We start from the raw sequence: 14,191 nt of genomic DNA, 5'->3' as shown, positions 1-14,191 counted from the left end.
GAAAACCCGCGCGGCGTTGCGCGGGCGGCGATCATTGTACCGTCAAACCGTGTGACGTATCGGGCGTGGCGGGCACGAATACCGGCCATTCGGGAACCGCCGGGGCGCGGTGGGCGGCAGCGGGGGCCGTGATTCGCCGCGGGTTCTCCGTGCATGCTTCGTGTGTTTGGCCGTGTGCTTTGCCGCGGTGTTGGCTTATGCCGGCCATTTCGCCGCGCGGCGCGCCGCGGCGACGATAATGACGGGTGCCGCGCCCGCGCGGCGGTTTCCCATGTGTTTCCGCTGGTTGCCCGCCGCGTTCGCTGCGTTCGCTGCGCGCCGCCACGGCCGTCGCTGGTTGATCCGACATGTCCATCCCCGATTTCCACATGCTTGCCGAGAGGCTGCGATTCCCGCGCGACGGCGGCTCACGCCGTGGCTGCGCCTCGGCCTTGCGGCGGCGCGCCCGCGGCTGCCTGTTGCTGGTGATGGCGGCGGCGGCCGTCGCCGGCTGCTCGCCCGCGCTCGACTGGCGCACGCTGCACAGCGAGGCCGGCTACACGATCGACCTGCCGGCCCGGCCCACCATCGACGCGCGCACGGTCGAGATCGGCGGCGCGCCGCTGACGATGCGGATGCAGGCCGCGCACGTGGCCGGCGCCGTGTTCGCGGTCGGCACGGTGATGCTGCCGGAGGCAAGCGAGGCCGGCCGGCGCGCCGTGCTCGACGCGCTGCGCGCCGCGCTGTCGCGCAATCTGCGCGCGCAGCCGGCGGTGCGCGAGGTCGCGGTGCCGCTCGCGGCGGGCGGCAGCACGCCCGGCATCGAACTGACGATCCGCGGCGAGCCGCCCGGCGCTTCCGGCGCGGCGGCCGGCAAGACGGTGGTGGCACGGCTCGTCGCGCGCGGCGCGCATGTCTATCAGGCGGTGGCGATCGCCGATGCCCCGCTGCCGGCCGAGGCGCTCGACCAGTTCTTCGGTTCATTGAAGCTCGACTGAGCCCCGGTTGCCGCGAGTCGTTGGATCGTCGTCTGCTAGGCGGCTGATCGTCGCACCCGATTGTTGAGGATGTGCAGGCGCGGTCGAGGAAAGCCCTGCTAATCGGCGGATTTCTCTGGACTTTTTTCCGTCCACCGTGGATGTGGATAACTTTGTTGACAAGCCTGCCGCGCCGGCGGTAACGCCTGTCCCGGGTGCTTTCAAATCGATTTCATCGTTGTCGTGGCATAAAAAAACGGGTGTCAATTCAACGGCTTGCGAAATCCGCGCGGGTGTCCGGCGAAGGGATAGGAGACTCTCGATCGATTTCGGTAAATGTGTATAAGTCAAGTCTTGACAGCGGGAAATTTCGACCGAGACAAAGTTTGCCGCGTGTAGCCGCACGACGATTTCGTTCCTCTTCCGTCCTCGGGCGGCCCGCGTTTACCCCGGTTTACACCAGCTCCACCGCGCGCCGGTAGCGGATCGCCTCGCCGATCTGCGTCGAGTCGGGCTGCTCGTCGCCGGCCAGGTCGGCGATCGTCCGCGCCACCTTCAGCACCCGGTAATAGGCGCGCGCCGACCAGCGAAAGCGCTCGCCGGCCTCGCGCAGCAGCCGTTCGCCGTCCTGACCCGGGCGGCAGACCTCGTCGGTCTCGCGCCCGCTCAGGCGCTGGTTGGTCTTGCGCTGGCGCGCCTGCTGGCGGTCGCGCGCGGCGGCCACGCGGGCCGCCACCACCGCGCTGGACTCGGCCGGCGTGCTGGCGCGCTCGGCCAGCTCGGCCGGCGAGAGCGCCGGCAGCGCGACCTGCAGGTCGATCCGGTCGAGCAGCGGCCCCGACAGCTTGCGCAGGTAGCGCGCGGCCACCTCGGGCGAGCAGCGGCAGCGGCCGCCGGGGTCGCCGCGCCAGCCGCACGGGCATGGATTCATCGCCGCGACCAGCTGGCACGCGGCCGGAAAGTCGGCCTGCAAGCCGGCGCGCGAGATCGTGATGCGGCCGGTTTCGAGCGGCTCGCGCAGCATCTCCAGCACATGGCGGTCGAATTCGGGCAGTTCGTCGAGGAACAGCACGCCCAGGTGCGCGAGCGTGATCTCGCCGGGCTGCGGCGGGTTGCGCCCGCCGACCAGCGCCGCCGCGCTCGACGAGTGGTGCGGTGTGCGGAACGGACGCTTGCGCCACTGCGCCGGCGCGAAGCCGACGCGGCTCGCCGACAGCAGCGCGGCCGAGGTCAGCGCCTCGTCGTCGTTCATCGGCGGCAGCAGGCCCGGCAGCCGCGCGGCCAGCATCGACTTGCCGGCGCCGGGCGGCCCGATCATCAGCAGATGGTGGCCGCCCGCCGCGGCGATTTCGAGCGCGCGCCGCGCGCCGTGCTGGCCGACCACCTCGGCGAGATCGGGCGGGGCCGCGCCCGTCGCCGGTTCGGGCGGCGGCGCGGCAACCGGGGCGAGCCGCGCGTCGACGGCGCCGGCCAGGTGCGCGCACAGCGCGGGCAGGTCCGGCGCGCCGAACACGGTGACGCCGGGCACCAGCGCCGCCTCGGCCGCGCTGTCGAGCGGCAGGTAGAGTTCGGGGCCATCGGGGCGCGGCGGCGCGAGCCGCTCGCGGGACCGACGGGCAGGGGCGGCGATCGATCCTTCGGTGCCCGTGACTTCAGATGAATGGCCGCCGCGAGGTACCGCCGCGGGTGGCGCGGCCCCCGGGCCCCGCCGCACGCCGTCGGCGAGTTCCCCGCGCGCGGTGCCGCAGGCCATCGCGAACGCGCCGCGCATCGGCCGCAGCGCGCCCGTCAGCGACAGCTCGCCGGCGAATTCGCGGCCGTCGAGCACGTCGGGCGGCAGTTGCCCGTTGGCGGCGAGGATGCCGAGCGCGATCGGCAGGTCGAAGCGCCCCGATTCCTTCGGCAGGTCGGCCGGGGCGAGATTGACGGTGATGCGGCGCACCGGGAATTCGAAGCCGCAGTTCTGCAGCGCGGCGCGCACGCGCTCGCGGCTCTCGCGAACCTCGGTGTCGGGCAGGCCGACGATCGAGAACGACGGCAGGCCGTTCGCGAGATGGACTTCGACGGTGACTTCCGGCGCATGGCCGGCGGCGGGCGCGCGACTGCGCACGACGGCAAGCGACATGGTGGCACTCCTGGGTGCCGAACGGGCGGTGGAGCCGCCCGCTCGGGGATCCGTTGAGGTGCGCGCTTGCCGGCGTGGCGCGTAGCGGGTGGAACAGCGAGTCTGAGACTGCGGGTGAAACGACGGACGGGGCCGCGAGCGAGGGCGGGCGAGAGCGATCGGGGGCGACCGAGACGGGACGGGTCCCGCCGGGCGGAACGCCCGTCGGCCGTCGCCCGGCCGCGTTACGTTACATCGGCTGCTGCGGCGGCGTCAGTTGCCGGTGGCGCGCTCGACGAGCTTGCGCTCGAGGTCGGCCACGCGGCGCTCGAGCTCCTCCAGGCGCGCACGGGTGCGGGCGAGTACCTGGGTCTGCGTGTCGAAATCCTCGCGCGTCACGAGGTCGAGCTTCGAGAAGCCCTGCGTCAGCATGGCCTTCACGTTGCGCTCGACGTCCTTGGCCGGCGAATTCTTGAGCAGGTCGCTGACGCGCGACTGCAGATCGTTGAATACGTCGCTGGGTTGCTTCATGGTGATCCCCTTCTCTGCACAAAAAATGTGCAATTCACGTTGCGTTCGTGCCCGCGATGCGCGCATGAGCGAATCTGGTGCGCGCACCCGGCCCGTTTTCGGGCATCGCGCGCTCCGTGGCGGCGCGCCGGATGTCCCGAACGTCCGAGCACTCTAACAACCTTCGATTGCGCGCGCCACCGAAGTGCCGCGACGTTGGCCGTTCGGCCGGCTTCGGCACGCTCTCGCGAGGCTTTCTCGAGGGGGAAGACCTCAACATGGCACGCGAGTTGCTGAGTGTGTTGCGCTAGCCATGCAACGCGGTTGGTCGGACCACCGATCGGACAACCAGAAAGCGAGAGGACTTCATGAAACTGATTACCGCAATCATCAAGCCGTTCAAGCTCGATGAGACGCGCGAAGCGCTTTCGGCGCTCGGCGTCTCGGGCATCACGGTCACGGAGGTGAAGGGCTTCGGCCGCCAGAAGGGCCATACCGAGCTCTATCGCGGCGCCGAATACGTGGTGGACTTCCTGCCGAAGATGAAGATCGAGGCTGCCGTGTCCGACGATCTCGTCGACCAGGCGGTCGAGGCAATCGAGCGGGCGGCCCGCACGGGGAAGATCGGCGACGGCAAGATCTTCGTCACGCCGATCGAACAGGTTATCCGGATTCGCACCGGGGAGACGGGCGCCGACGCCCTGTAAGACAGAACGCAGAACGACAAGCGACAAGAGGAAACCAACATGCGTAAACTTTTGATGTCCCTGCTGATGGCTGGTTCGCTGCTCGCGACCGGCATCGGCGCCGCGCTGGCCGACGACGCGTCGTCCGCGCCCGCTGCAGCCTCGGCCGCCGTCGCCTCCGACGCGTCGGCCAGCGCCCCCGCCGACGCCAGCGCGGCGGCTCCGGCCGCCTCGGCCCCGGCTGCCGCCGCTCCCGCTTCGGACGCGAGCGCCGCCGCCGCACCGGCCTCGGGCGCTTCGGCCGCCGCCGCACCGGCCGCGCCGACCGCACCGTTCTCGGTCGATTCGTCGAAGATCAACTCGGGCGACACGGCCTGGATGCTGACCTCGGTCGCCCTCGTGCTGTTCATGACGATCCCGGGCCTCGCGCTGTTCTACGGCGGCATGGTCCGCAAGAAGAACGTGCTGGCCACGGTGATGCAGAGCTTCGCGATCACGGCGCTGATCACGGTGCTCTGGACCGTGGTGGGCTACAGCCTCGCGTTCACGCCGGGCAACGGCTTCGTCGGCGGCTTCTCGCGCGTGCTGCTGTCGGGCATGGCCTACGTGAAGGGCGACACCGCCACCACGCTGACCGTCAGCCACCTCGCCACGACCATTCCGGAATCGGTCTACTGCGTGTTCCAGATGACCTTCGCGATCATCACGCCGGCCCTGATCTGCGGCGCGTTCGCCGATCGCATGAAGTTCTCGGCGATGCTGGTGTTCATGACGCTCTGGTCGCTGATCGTCTATGTGCCGATCGCGCACATGGTCTGGGAACCGACCGGCTGGCTGGCCGCCGACGGCGTGCTCGACTTCGCGGGCGGCACGGTGGTCCACATCAACGCCGGTATCGCCGGCCTGATGGCGGCACTGGTGCTCGGCAAGCGGGTCGGCTACGGCCGCGAGTCGATGGCGCCGCACAACCTGGTGCTGACGCTGATCGGTGCCTCGATGCTGTGGGTGGGCTGGTTCGGCTTCAACGCGGGTTCGGCGGTGGCGGCTGACGGCCGTGCCGGCTTCGCGATGCTGACCACGCAGATCGCGACGGCCTGCGCCGCGCTCGGCTGGATGTTTGCCGAGTGGATCGCGAAGGGCAAGCCCTCGGTGCTCGGCATCGTCTCGGGCGCGGTGGCCGGCCTGGTGGCGATCACCCCGGCGGCCGGCTTCGTCGGCGTGGGCGGTGCGCTCGTGATCGGCATCGCGGCGGGCGTGGTCTGCTTCTGGTCGGCCACCTGGCTCAAGATCAAGCTCGGCTACGACGATTCGCTCGACGCGTTCGGCGTCCACGGCGTGGGCGGCATCCTCGGCGCGCTGCTGACCGGCGTGTTCGCGGTCAAGGATATCGGCGGCTTCGACGGCAGCCTGCTGGTGCAGGCCAAGGGCGTGCTGATCACGCTGCTGTACAGCGGCATCGTGACCTTCATCATCCTGAAGGTGATCGACATGGTGATGGGCCTGCGCGTCTCGGAAGAGGAAGAGCGCGAGGGGCTGGACGTGATCCTGCACGGCGAACACGTCGAATGACCGGATGAAACCCTGCGGGGCGGCGCCATCCGGCCGCCGCCCCGCCCCAGAATGAGCGCAGCGACTTCTGCCCGCCTTCCCGGCGGGTTCTTTTTATTCGCGAACCGGATACGAACGGGATAACCCTTTCGGCAATCGGGTCAATAGCGAGAAAAGATCCGGACAATCCTTGCTATCGCGGGAACAATCCCCAAATCGGCAGGGTATTTGCTCTACAATCTTTTTTCTCCTGTTCGCGAGTGATTCATGGTTCCCCACCTCGTTACGGCGTTAAACGGCCCGCTGCTCGAGCTGGAGCGGAAGATCCTCGACGCGACGCCGGCGATTGAACGCTGGTTCCGCCTCGAGTGGCAGGAACACACGCCGCCGTTCTACTGTTCGGTCGATCTGCGCAACGCCGGCTTCAAGCTCGCGCCTGTCGACGCCAATCTGTTTCCCGGCAGCTTCAACAATCTGCCGGCCGAAGTGCTGCCGCTCGCCGTCCAGGCGGCGATGGCCGCGATCGAAAAAATCTGCCCGGATGCCAAGGGGCTGCTCGTGATTCCGGAGCTGCCCACGCGCAACGCGTTCTATCTCGAGAACGTCGCGCGGCTCGCGACGATCATGCGCCAGGCCGGCCTGAACGTGCGCTTCGGCTCGCTCGATCCGAGCGTGACCGACGTCACGCCGATCACGCTCGCCGACGGCACCAAGATCGTGCTGGAGCCGCTCGAGCGCTCGCAGCGCCGGCTTGGCCTGAAGAACTTCGATCCCTGCTCGATCCTGCTCAACAACGACCTGTCGGGCGGGATTCCGGACGTGCTCGAAAATCTGCACGAGCAGTACCTGCTGCCGCCGCTGCACGCGGGCTGGGCGGTGCGCCGCAAGTCCACCCATTTCGCCTGCTACGACGACGTGGCGAAGAAGTTCGCGAAGATGGTGGGCGTCGATCCGTGGATGGTGAATCCGTACTTCGCGCACGTCGGCGGCATCGACTGGCAGGCCGGCAACGGCGGCGAGGCGCTGGCCGACGCGATCGACGCGGTGCTCAAGAAGATCGCGCGCAAGTACCGCGAGTACGGCATCAGCGAGAAGCCCTACGTGGTCGTGAAGGCCGACGCGGGCACCGCCGGGCGCGGCGTGATGACGATCCACGACGCCTCCGAGATCGGCGGGCTGACCAAGCTCGAACGCGCGCAGATGTCCGAGACCAAGGCGGGGCTGCCCGTCAGCGACGTGATCGTGCAGGAAGGCGTCTACACGTTCGAGCGGATCGGCGACGACGTGGCCGAGCCGGTCGTCTACATGATCGACCGCTACGTGGTGGGCGGCTTCTATCGCACCCACGCGGCGCGCGAGCGCGACCAGAACCTCAACGCGCCCGGCATGCACTACGTGCCGCTCGGCTTCGAGCACACGGCGCTGCCCGACGCGCGCGCGCTGCCCGGCGCGGCGCCGCCGAACCGCTTCTACATGTACGGCGTGGTCGGCCGGCTGGGGCTGCTCGCCTCGTCGATCGAGCTCGAGAAGACCGACCCCGAGGCGATCCAGGTCTGAGCGGCCGCGCGCCGCGCCGGCCAGCCTCGCCGCCGCTCCGACACACCGCACCCGACACACCGCACCCGTCATTCAGCACGCTTCATTCAGGACCCGCATGGACATTCTCTTTATCGCCGACCCGCTCGATCGCTTCAGGATCTACAAGGATTCGACCTACGCGATGATGGCCGAAGCCGCGCGGCGCGGCCATGCGGTGTACGCCTGCGAGCCGCAGCAGCTTGCCTGGAGCGGCAGCTCGGTCGAGGCCGACGTGCGGCGCGTGACGATCGTCGGCGACCTCGACGACCTGCATCGCGACACCTGGTTCGAGGCCGCGGCGCCCGAGGCGCGCGCGCTGACCGCGTTCGGCGCGGTGCTGATGCGCAAGGATCCGCCGTTCGACATGGAGTACGTGACCTCGACCTGGCTGCTGGAGATGGCCGAGCGCGCGGGCGCGAAGATCGTCAACCGCCCGCAGTCGATCCGCGACCACTCGGAGAAGCTCGCGATCGCCGAATTCCCGCAGTTCGTCGCGCCCACGCTCGTCACGCGCGACGTGGCGCGACTGCGCGCGTTCCATGCCGAGCACGGCGACGTGATCGTCAAGCCGCTCGACGGCATGGGCGGGATGGGGGTGTTCCGTGTCAAGGCCGACGGCATGAACCTCGGCTCGATCGTCGAGATGCTCGGCGAGGACGGCCGGCGCACGCTGATGGTCCAGAAGTTCATCCCCGAGATCAAGGCCGGCGACAAGCGCATCCTGCTGATCGGCGGCGAGCCGGTGCCGTATTCGCTCGCGCGGATCCCGCAGGGCAACGAGGTGCGCGGCAACCTGGCCGCCGGCGGCATCGGCGTGGCGCAGCCGCTCACCGAGCGCGACCGCGAGATCGCCGCCGCGCTCGGGCCGGTGCTGGCCGCGCGCGGGCTGCTGCTGGTCGGGCTCGACGCGATCGGCGACTGGCTCACCGAGGTGAACGTGACGAGCCCGACCTGTTTTCGCGAGATCATGGAGCAGACCGGCTTCGACGTCGCGGCGATGTTCATCGACGCGCTCGAACGCGCGGTCGGCTGACGCGCGCGCACGGCATCGGCGAAAAACAACGGGACCCGCGTAAACCGGCGGAAAGCGGAACAAACGGAATCCAGGCGGCACCAACGACCTGAAAGGAGACAACCGGCGGCGGCGCGCAGGCCCCCCGCCGCCGGCTCGGCGTCGCGGTTCGATTCACGATGTGGATTGACCCCGAAACCGGCCTGCTACAATGCCCGTTCGCCCGGTAGGTATATTCCGGGCATCCGGTCCGGCGTTCGGGCCACATTGTTGCAAGGTTGACATGGCTGGCATCCTGATCATCGCTCACGCCCCGCTCGCCACCGCCCTGCGGGACTGCATCTCCCACATCTACGGCGGGATTCCCGCGCGCATCGGCTGCATCGACGTGCTCGCGGACAGCGACCCCTCGCAGGTGATGGGTTTCGCGCACGCGGAGATCGCGCGACTGCGCGAGGAAAACGGCGTTCTCGTCCTGACGGACATGTATGGCGCGACCCCGGCGAACATCGCCGGCCAGCTCGCCAAGCTCGACGGCGTGCGCGTGCTGGCCGGCGTGAACCTGCCGATGCTGGTGCGCTCGGTCTGCTACCGCACCACGCCGATCGACACGCTGGTGGAGAAGGCGCTGGGCGGCTCGACCAAGGGCATCCACGAGATCGCCGCCGGCACGCCGCCGCCGCGCGTGGGCCTCGGTTGCGGCGAGTGCGCGCCGATCCCGCCGGAGCCGAAGCCGCAGACCGAACCGCATTGACCGGACGGGCCGCCCGGCGCGTTCGTTCGCTTCCTGTCCCCCGGCGGCGCGCGCCGCCGGCAGCTTTAATCTGAACGGAACACCATGCTTCAACAAGAAACGACCATCGTCAATAAATTGGGACTGCATGCTCGCGCCTCGGCCAAGCTGACTCAGCTGGCGGGCAATTTCCAGTCGGAAGTCTGGATGACGCGCAATGGCCGCCGGATCAACGCGAAGAGCATCATGGGCGTGATGATGCTGGCGGCCGGCATCGGCAGCACGGTGACGATCGAGACCGAAGGCGCCGACGAGAAGGAAGCGATGGATGCGCTGCTCAAGCTGATCGCCGACAAGTTCGGCGAAGGCCAGTAAGCCGCGTACCGGCGGCTCCCCTGCCGCCTCGCCAGCCAATGCCGCGTCCCGACGCGGCATTTCTTTTGGGCATTGGCTTTTATTCAGACAACAGATCATTGCAGGGCCGATGCTGCGGCGCATGCAGTCATGCGGGTGTCGCGGAATTTATAATCACGAGTCGGGGTCATATGCGCATCGCGGCGGTGGGCTGCGGCTGACCTGACTCACAGGAGGTGCGCGTGCCGTTCACGCTGCAGGGAATTCCCGTTTCGAGAGGTATCGCGATCGGTCGTGCGTATCTGATCGCGCCGGCGGCGCTCGACGTCGCGCATTACCTCGTCGAGGCGCAGCAGCTCGACGCGGAGATCGACCGGCTGCGCGCCGCGCTGCTTGCCGTGCGCGGCGAACTCGACGCGCTGCGCGCCGACCTGACCGACGATACGCCGAGCGAGGTCGCCGCGTTCATCGACGTGCATTCGATGATCCTCAACGACGCGATGCTGGTGCAGGAAACCATCGACCTGATCCGCGACCGCCGCTACAACGCCGAATGGGCGCTGACCGAGCAGCTCGACGTGATCGCCAGCCACTTCGACGACATCGAGGACGAGTACCTGCGCGAACGCAAGGCCGACATCGAGCAGGTGGTCGAGCGCGTGCTGAAGGCGCTGGCCGGCGCGCCGTCGCCGGCCCAGGCGCTCGGCCGCGCGGCCAGCGGCAAGGACGACATGATCGTGGTCGCGCACGACATCGCGCCGGCCGACATGATGCAGTTCAAGAACCAGGCGTTCCATGCGTTCGTGACCGACCTGGGCGGGCGCACCTCGCACACGGCGATCGTCGCGCGCAGCCTCGGCATTCCGGCCGCGGTCGGCGTGCAGCACGCGAGCGCGCTGATTCGCCAGAACGACGTGATCATCGTCGACGGCGACCAGGGCATCGTGATCGTCGATCCGGCGCCGATCGTGCTCGAGGAATACTCGTACCGGCAGTCGGAGAAGGCACTCGAGCAGCGCAAGCTGCAACGGCTCAAGTTCTCGCCGACGCAGACGCTCTGCAGTACCAAGATCGACCTGCTCGCCAACATCGAGCTGCCCGACGACGCGAAGACGGCCGTGGAGGCAGGCGCGGTCGGCGTGGGTCTGTTCCGCACCGAGTTCCTGTTCATGAACGACGAGAACGCGCTCGCCGAGGAAGAGGAGCAGTTCCGCGCATACCGCCGCGCGGTCGAGCTGATGAACGGCATGCCGGTGACGATCCGCACCATCGACGTGGGCGCCGACAAGCCGATCGACGCGCTCGACGGCGGCTACGAGACCGCGCCGAACCCGGCGCTCGGCCTGCGCGCGATCCGCTGGAGCCTGTCCGAGCCGCAGATGTTCCTGACCCAGCTGCGCGCGATCCTGCGCGCCTCGGCGGTCGGGCCGGTGAAGATCCTCGTGCCGATGCTCGCGCACGCGCAGGAGATCGACCAGACGCTCGACCTGATCCGCGAGGCCAAGCGCCAGCTCGACGACGCCGGGCTCGCCTACGATCCGAACGTGCGGGTCGGCGCGATGATCGAGATTCCGGCCGCCGCGATCGCGCTGCCGCTGTTCCTCAAGCGCGTCGATTTCCTCTCGATCGGCACCAACGACCTGATCCAGTACACGCTCGCGATCGACCGCGCCGACAACGCCGTCGCGCATCTGTACGACCCGCTGCATCCGGCCGTGCTGCACCTGATCGCCTACACGCTGCGCGAGGCGAAGCGCGCGGGCGTGCCGGTATCGGTGTGCGGGGAGATGGCCGGCGATCCGGCGATGACGCGCCTGCTGCTCGGCATGGGGCTCACCGAGTTCTCGATGCATCCGAGCCAGTTGCTGGTGGTCAAGCAGGAGATCCTGCGCGCGCATCTGAAGGCGCTCGAGAAGCCGACCGCCGACGTGCTGGCCTCGTTCGAGCCCGAGGACGTGCAACTCGCGCTGAAGCAGCTCGCGGAGGCCGAGCCGAAGGCCGACCTGGCGGCCTGAGGCTTGCCGCGCCGGGGAACAGATCCAGCCTCGGCATCACGACATCGACGCGGCGGGCTTCGGCCCGCCGCGGTTTTTTATGCGGTGGTTTTCAGGCCATGAGCGCCGCGCTTAGTGCGTGCCGCCGCAGACCGGGCAATCGGGCTGCCGCGCGATGCGCATCGTGTTCCATTCCATGTGCAGCGAATCGAGCATCATCAGCCGCCCCACCAGCGTCTCGCCGATGCCGCCGATCACGCGCAGCGCCTCGGCGGCCTGCATCGCGCCGATGATGCCGACGGTCGGCGCGAACACGCCCATCGTCGAGCAGGCCACTTCCTCGAACGGCTGGTCCTCGGGAAACACACAGGCATAGCAGGGCGAGGCCGCGTCGCGGAAATCGAAGGTGCTGATCTGGCCGTCGAAGCGCAGCGCGGCGCCCGACACGAGCGGCACGCGGTGCGTGGCGCAGGCGCGGTTGATGGCGTGGCGCGTGGCGAAGTTGTCGGTGCAGTCGAGCACGACCGTGGCGAGCGGCACGGCCACGTCGAGCCAGGCGGCCTCGACGCGCTCGGCCACGGCATGCACGACGATCTCGGGGTTGAGCCGCGCGAGCGCCTCGCGTCCCGACTCGACCTTGCGCCGCCCGACCGATTCGGTCGCATGCAGGATCTGGCGCTGCAGGTTGGTGAGGTCCACCGTGTCGGCATCGACCAGCGTGATCGCGCCGACGCCCGCGGCGGCCAGGTACATCGCGGCCGGCGAGCCGAGGCCGCCGGCGCCGACGATCAGCGCGTGCGCGTCGAGGAAGCGCTGCTGCGCCTCGATGCCGATTTCGTCGACGAGGATATGGCGGGAGTAGCGGAGCAGTTGTTCGTCGTTCATCGCGGGGAGCGGGTGGGAAGTGCCGTGCCGCTATTCTAGGCGCGTTCGCGCGGCGTCCGCGTGCGCGGCATCAGGCCGGACGTCGCGCCCAAAAGCAAAACGGGCCACCGCGGCGAATCGCGGTGGCCCGTGCCGATCACGGCGCGCCCGGGCTTAGTGGGCGGCCGAGGCGGGCTTGGCGGCCGACGCCTTGGCCGGCGCGCTCGCCTTCGGGGCCGAGGCTGCCGACGCCGGCGCGGCGCCGAGCGGCTTGGTCACGCTTTCGGCCAGCAGCGACTTCGACTCCTGCACCGGCTTGCCTTCCAGCTTGGCCAGCGCCTGCTGCAGCATGAAGTCGTCGGCACTGCCGAACTCCACCGGCTTGCGGTTGCGATCCTTCTCGCGCTGCTCCGGCGTCTTCTTGTCGTTCTGCTCCTCGAGGATGCGCAGCTGGTCGAGGCGGCGCTGCTCGCGCGCTTCCAGTTCCTTCTTCTCGTTCGGATCCTGCGTGTTCGCGAGGTGGTTCGTGTAGTCCACTTCGCGCGTCACGAGCACGTCGTCCGGATCGCCGTCGGAGAACTGGTCGACCGGGATGTCCGGCACGATGCCCTTGTTCTGGATCGAGCGGCCGCTCGGCGTGTAGTAGTAGGCCGTGGTCAGGCGCAGCGCGGTGTCGGCCGTGAGCGGGCGCACCGTCTGCACCGAGCCCTTGCCGAACGTGGTCTTGCCCATGATCTGCGCGCGGTGCGAATCCTGCAGCGCGCCGGCGACGATTTCGGAAGCCGACGCCGAGTAGGCGTTGGTCAGCACGATCATCGGCACGGTCTTGAAGATCGTCGGCAGGTTCTTGAGCGGATCGGAGTCGAAGGTTGGCAGGCGATAGTTGTCGTAGTCGTCGCGATAGACTTGCTTCGAATCGGGGATCTGGCCGTTGGTCGACACCACCACCGCGTTCGGCGGCAGGAACGCGCCGGCCACGCCGACCGCGCTCTGCAGCAGGCCGCCGCCGTTGTTGCGCAGGTCGACCACGAGGCCCTTCAGGTTCGGCTGCTGGCGCGCGATGTCCTGCAGGCGGGCCGCGAGGTCGGGCGTGGTGCGCTCCTGGAAGCTCGTGATCCGGATGTAGGCGTAGCCCGGGTCGAGCATCTTCATCTTCACGCTCTGCACCTTGATGATCGCGCGCGTGACGGTGACCGGGAAGGTGCGGTCGTCGCTCTTGCGGAAGATCGTCAGCGTGACCTTGGTGCCCGGGTCGCCGCGCATCTGCTTGACGGCCTTGTCGAGCGTCATGCCGCGCACCGGCTTGTCGTTGATGCGCGTGATCAGGTCGCCCGGACGGATGCCGGCGCGGAACGCGGGCGTGTCCTCGATCGGCGAGATCACCTTCACGAGGCCGTCTTCCTGCGAGATCTCGATGCCGAGGCCGGCGAAGCGGCCCTTCGTCTGCTCCTGCAGTTCCTCGTAATCGGTCTTGTCGAGATACGACGAGTGCGGGTCGAGGCTCGATACCATGCCCTTGATCGCGGCCGTCAGCAGCTTCTTGTCGTCGACCGGCTCGACGTATTCGCGCTTGATCTGGCCGAACACTTCGGCGAACAGGCGCAGCTGGTCGAGCGGTAGCGGCGTCGTGATCGTTGCCTGCTGGGCCGACGCCGAGATTTGCAGCGTCGCGAATACGCCGGTTGCAAGGCCAGCGGCGACGAGGCCGATATTCTTCAATTTCATTCGCATAGGATCGTGTGCGTCGGAAAGCGCGTGTGGCGATGGCGTGAAGGTGGGAGGACGGTCAAGTATATCTCCGATCTTCCCGATGCTTCGCCGTTGCGGGGCGAAGCGATGATGAAGCGGATTC

Annotated in this window: 12 protein-coding genes; 8 read left to right on the top strand and 4 right to left on the bottom strand. The window is 68.6% G+C overall.

What is annotated here, in order from left to right; all coding sequences use genetic code 11:
* The first annotated feature begins 347 nt into the window (after nucleotides 1-347).
* A complete protein-coding gene (locus tag BpN12_RS31830) occupies nucleotides 348-977 on the top strand; it encodes a hypothetical protein (protein ID WP_246796068.1) in 630 nt (209 codons plus the stop codon).
* Between the two features lie 433 nt (nucleotides 978-1,410).
* On the opposite strand, the gene BpN12_RS31825 is transcribed toward BpN12_RS31830, so the two are convergent.
* Entirely contained in the window at nucleotides 1,411-3,081 is a 1,671-nt protein-coding gene (locus BpN12_RS31825) for a YifB family Mg chelatase-like AAA ATPase (protein ID WP_246796067.1), read from the bottom strand.
* Nucleotides 3,082-3,333: 252 nt separating this feature from the next.
* Nucleotides 3,334-3,591, bottom strand: coding sequence for an accessory factor UbiK family protein (locus BpN12_RS31820; RefSeq protein ID WP_042626102.1), 258 nt, complete (start codon nucleotides 3,589-3,591; stop codon nucleotides 3,334-3,336).
* A 347-nt stretch (nucleotides 3,592-3,938) separates the two neighbouring features.
* On the opposite strand from BpN12_RS31820, the gene BpN12_RS31815 reads away from it, so the two are divergent.
* The 7 genes from BpN12_RS31815 (at nucleotide 3,939) to ptsP (ending at nucleotide 11,496) form a co-directional block, all read left to right on the top strand.
* On the top strand, nucleotides 3,939-4,277 hold the full coding sequence (locus tag BpN12_RS31815; RefSeq protein ID WP_006398175.1) for a P-II family nitrogen regulator: 339 nt from the start codon (nucleotides 3,939-3,941) through the stop codon (nucleotides 4,275-4,277).
* Nucleotides 4,278-4,316: 39 nt separating this feature from the next.
* Nucleotides 4,317-5,825 carry an ammonium transporter gene (locus tag BpN12_RS31810; RefSeq protein ID WP_246796066.1) on the top strand — a complete coding sequence of 503 codons (1,509 nt, stop codon included), beginning with the start codon at nucleotides 4,317-4,319 and terminating at the stop codon, nucleotides 5,823-5,825.
* Between the two features lie 246 nt (nucleotides 5,826-6,071).
* A complete protein-coding gene (gene gshA / locus BpN12_RS31805) occupies nucleotides 6,072-7,361 on the top strand; it encodes a glutamate--cysteine ligase (protein WP_042626100.1) in 1,290 nt (429 codons plus the stop codon).
* A 97-nt stretch (nucleotides 7,362-7,458) separates the two neighbouring features.
* Complete coding sequence (gshB, locus tag BpN12_RS31800) at nucleotides 7,459-8,415, top strand: glutathione synthase (protein ID WP_246796065.1); 957 nt, start codon at nucleotides 7,459-7,461, stop codon at nucleotides 8,413-8,415.
* A gap of 262 nt (nucleotides 8,416-8,677) precedes the next feature.
* Nucleotides 8,678-9,148, top strand: a complete 471-nt coding sequence (locus BpN12_RS31795; protein ID WP_042626098.1) for a PTS sugar transporter subunit IIA — start codon at nucleotides 8,678-8,680, stop codon at nucleotides 9,146-9,148.
* An 84-nt stretch (nucleotides 9,149-9,232) separates the two neighbouring features.
* Nucleotides 9,233-9,502, top strand: coding sequence for an HPr family phosphocarrier protein (locus BpN12_RS31790; RefSeq protein WP_042626097.1), 270 nt, complete (start codon nucleotides 9,233-9,235; stop codon nucleotides 9,500-9,502).
* Nucleotides 9,503-9,723: 221 nt separating this feature from the next.
* Nucleotides 9,724-11,496, top strand: a complete 1,773-nt coding sequence (ptsP, locus tag BpN12_RS31785; protein WP_246796064.1) for a phosphoenolpyruvate--protein phosphotransferase — start codon at nucleotides 9,724-9,726, stop codon at nucleotides 11,494-11,496.
* A 111-nt stretch (nucleotides 11,497-11,607) separates the two neighbouring features.
* On the opposite strand, the gene BpN12_RS31780 is transcribed toward ptsP, so the two are convergent.
* Nucleotides 11,608-12,360 carry a HesA/MoeB/ThiF family protein gene (locus BpN12_RS31780; protein WP_246796063.1) on the bottom strand — a complete coding sequence of 251 codons (753 nt, stop codon included), beginning with the start codon at nucleotides 12,358-12,360 and terminating at the stop codon, nucleotides 11,608-11,610.
* A 153-nt stretch (nucleotides 12,361-12,513) separates the two neighbouring features.
* Nucleotides 12,514-14,070 (bottom strand): S41 family peptidase, encoded by a 1,557-nt coding sequence (locus tag BpN12_RS31775; RefSeq protein WP_246796062.1) that lies wholly within the window; start codon nucleotides 14,068-14,070, stop codon nucleotides 12,514-12,516.
* Nucleotides 14,071-14,191: the final 121 nt, after the last annotated feature.

The sequence above is a fragment of the Burkholderia perseverans genome, from assembly GCF_022870505.1.
GTDB lineage: Bacteria > Pseudomonadota > Gammaproteobacteria > Burkholderiales > Burkholderiaceae > Burkholderia > Burkholderia plantarii.
Note: the sequence above shows the minus strand (reverse complement) of the source record. Positions and strands in the feature narration are given on the sequence as shown.

What these genes read in the sequence shown, in the direction of transcription:
- BpN12_RS31790 (WP_042626097.1), top strand. Translation starts at nt 9,233, where the DNA reads ATGCTTCAACAAGAAACGACCATCGTCAATAAATTGGGACTGCATGCT.
- BpN12_RS31820 (WP_042626102.1), bottom strand. Translation starts at nt 3,591, where the DNA reads ATGAAGCAACCCAGCGACGTATTCAACGATCTGCAGTCGCGCGTCAGC.
- BpN12_RS31825 (WP_246796067.1), bottom strand. Translation starts at nt 3,081, where the DNA reads ATGTCGCTTGCCGTCGTGCGCAGTCGCGCGCCCGCCGCCGGCCATGCG.
- BpN12_RS31830 (WP_246796068.1), top strand. Translation starts at nt 348, where the DNA reads ATGTCCATCCCCGATTTCCACATGCTTGCCGAGAGGCTGCGATTCCCG.
- BpN12_RS31815 (WP_006398175.1), top strand. Translation starts at nt 3,939, where the DNA reads ATGAAACTGATTACCGCAATCATCAAGCCGTTCAAGCTCGATGAGACG.
- BpN12_RS31775 (WP_246796062.1), bottom strand. Translation starts at nt 14,070, where the DNA reads ATGCGAATGAAATTGAAGAATATCGGCCTCGTCGCCGCTGGCCTTGCA.
- BpN12_RS31810 (WP_246796066.1), top strand. Translation starts at nt 4,317, where the DNA reads ATGCGTAAACTTTTGATGTCCCTGCTGATGGCTGGTTCGCTGCTCGCG.
- BpN12_RS31795 (WP_042626098.1), top strand. Translation starts at nt 8,678, where the DNA reads ATGGCTGGCATCCTGATCATCGCTCACGCCCCGCTCGCCACCGCCCTG.
- gshB (WP_246796065.1), top strand. Translation starts at nt 7,459, where the DNA reads ATGGACATTCTCTTTATCGCCGACCCGCTCGATCGCTTCAGGATCTAC.
- BpN12_RS31780 (WP_246796063.1), bottom strand. Translation starts at nt 12,360, where the DNA reads ATGAACGACGAACAACTGCTCCGCTACTCCCGCCATATCCTCGTCGAC.
- gshA (WP_042626100.1), top strand. Translation starts at nt 6,072, where the DNA reads ATGGTTCCCCACCTCGTTACGGCGTTAAACGGCCCGCTGCTCGAGCTG.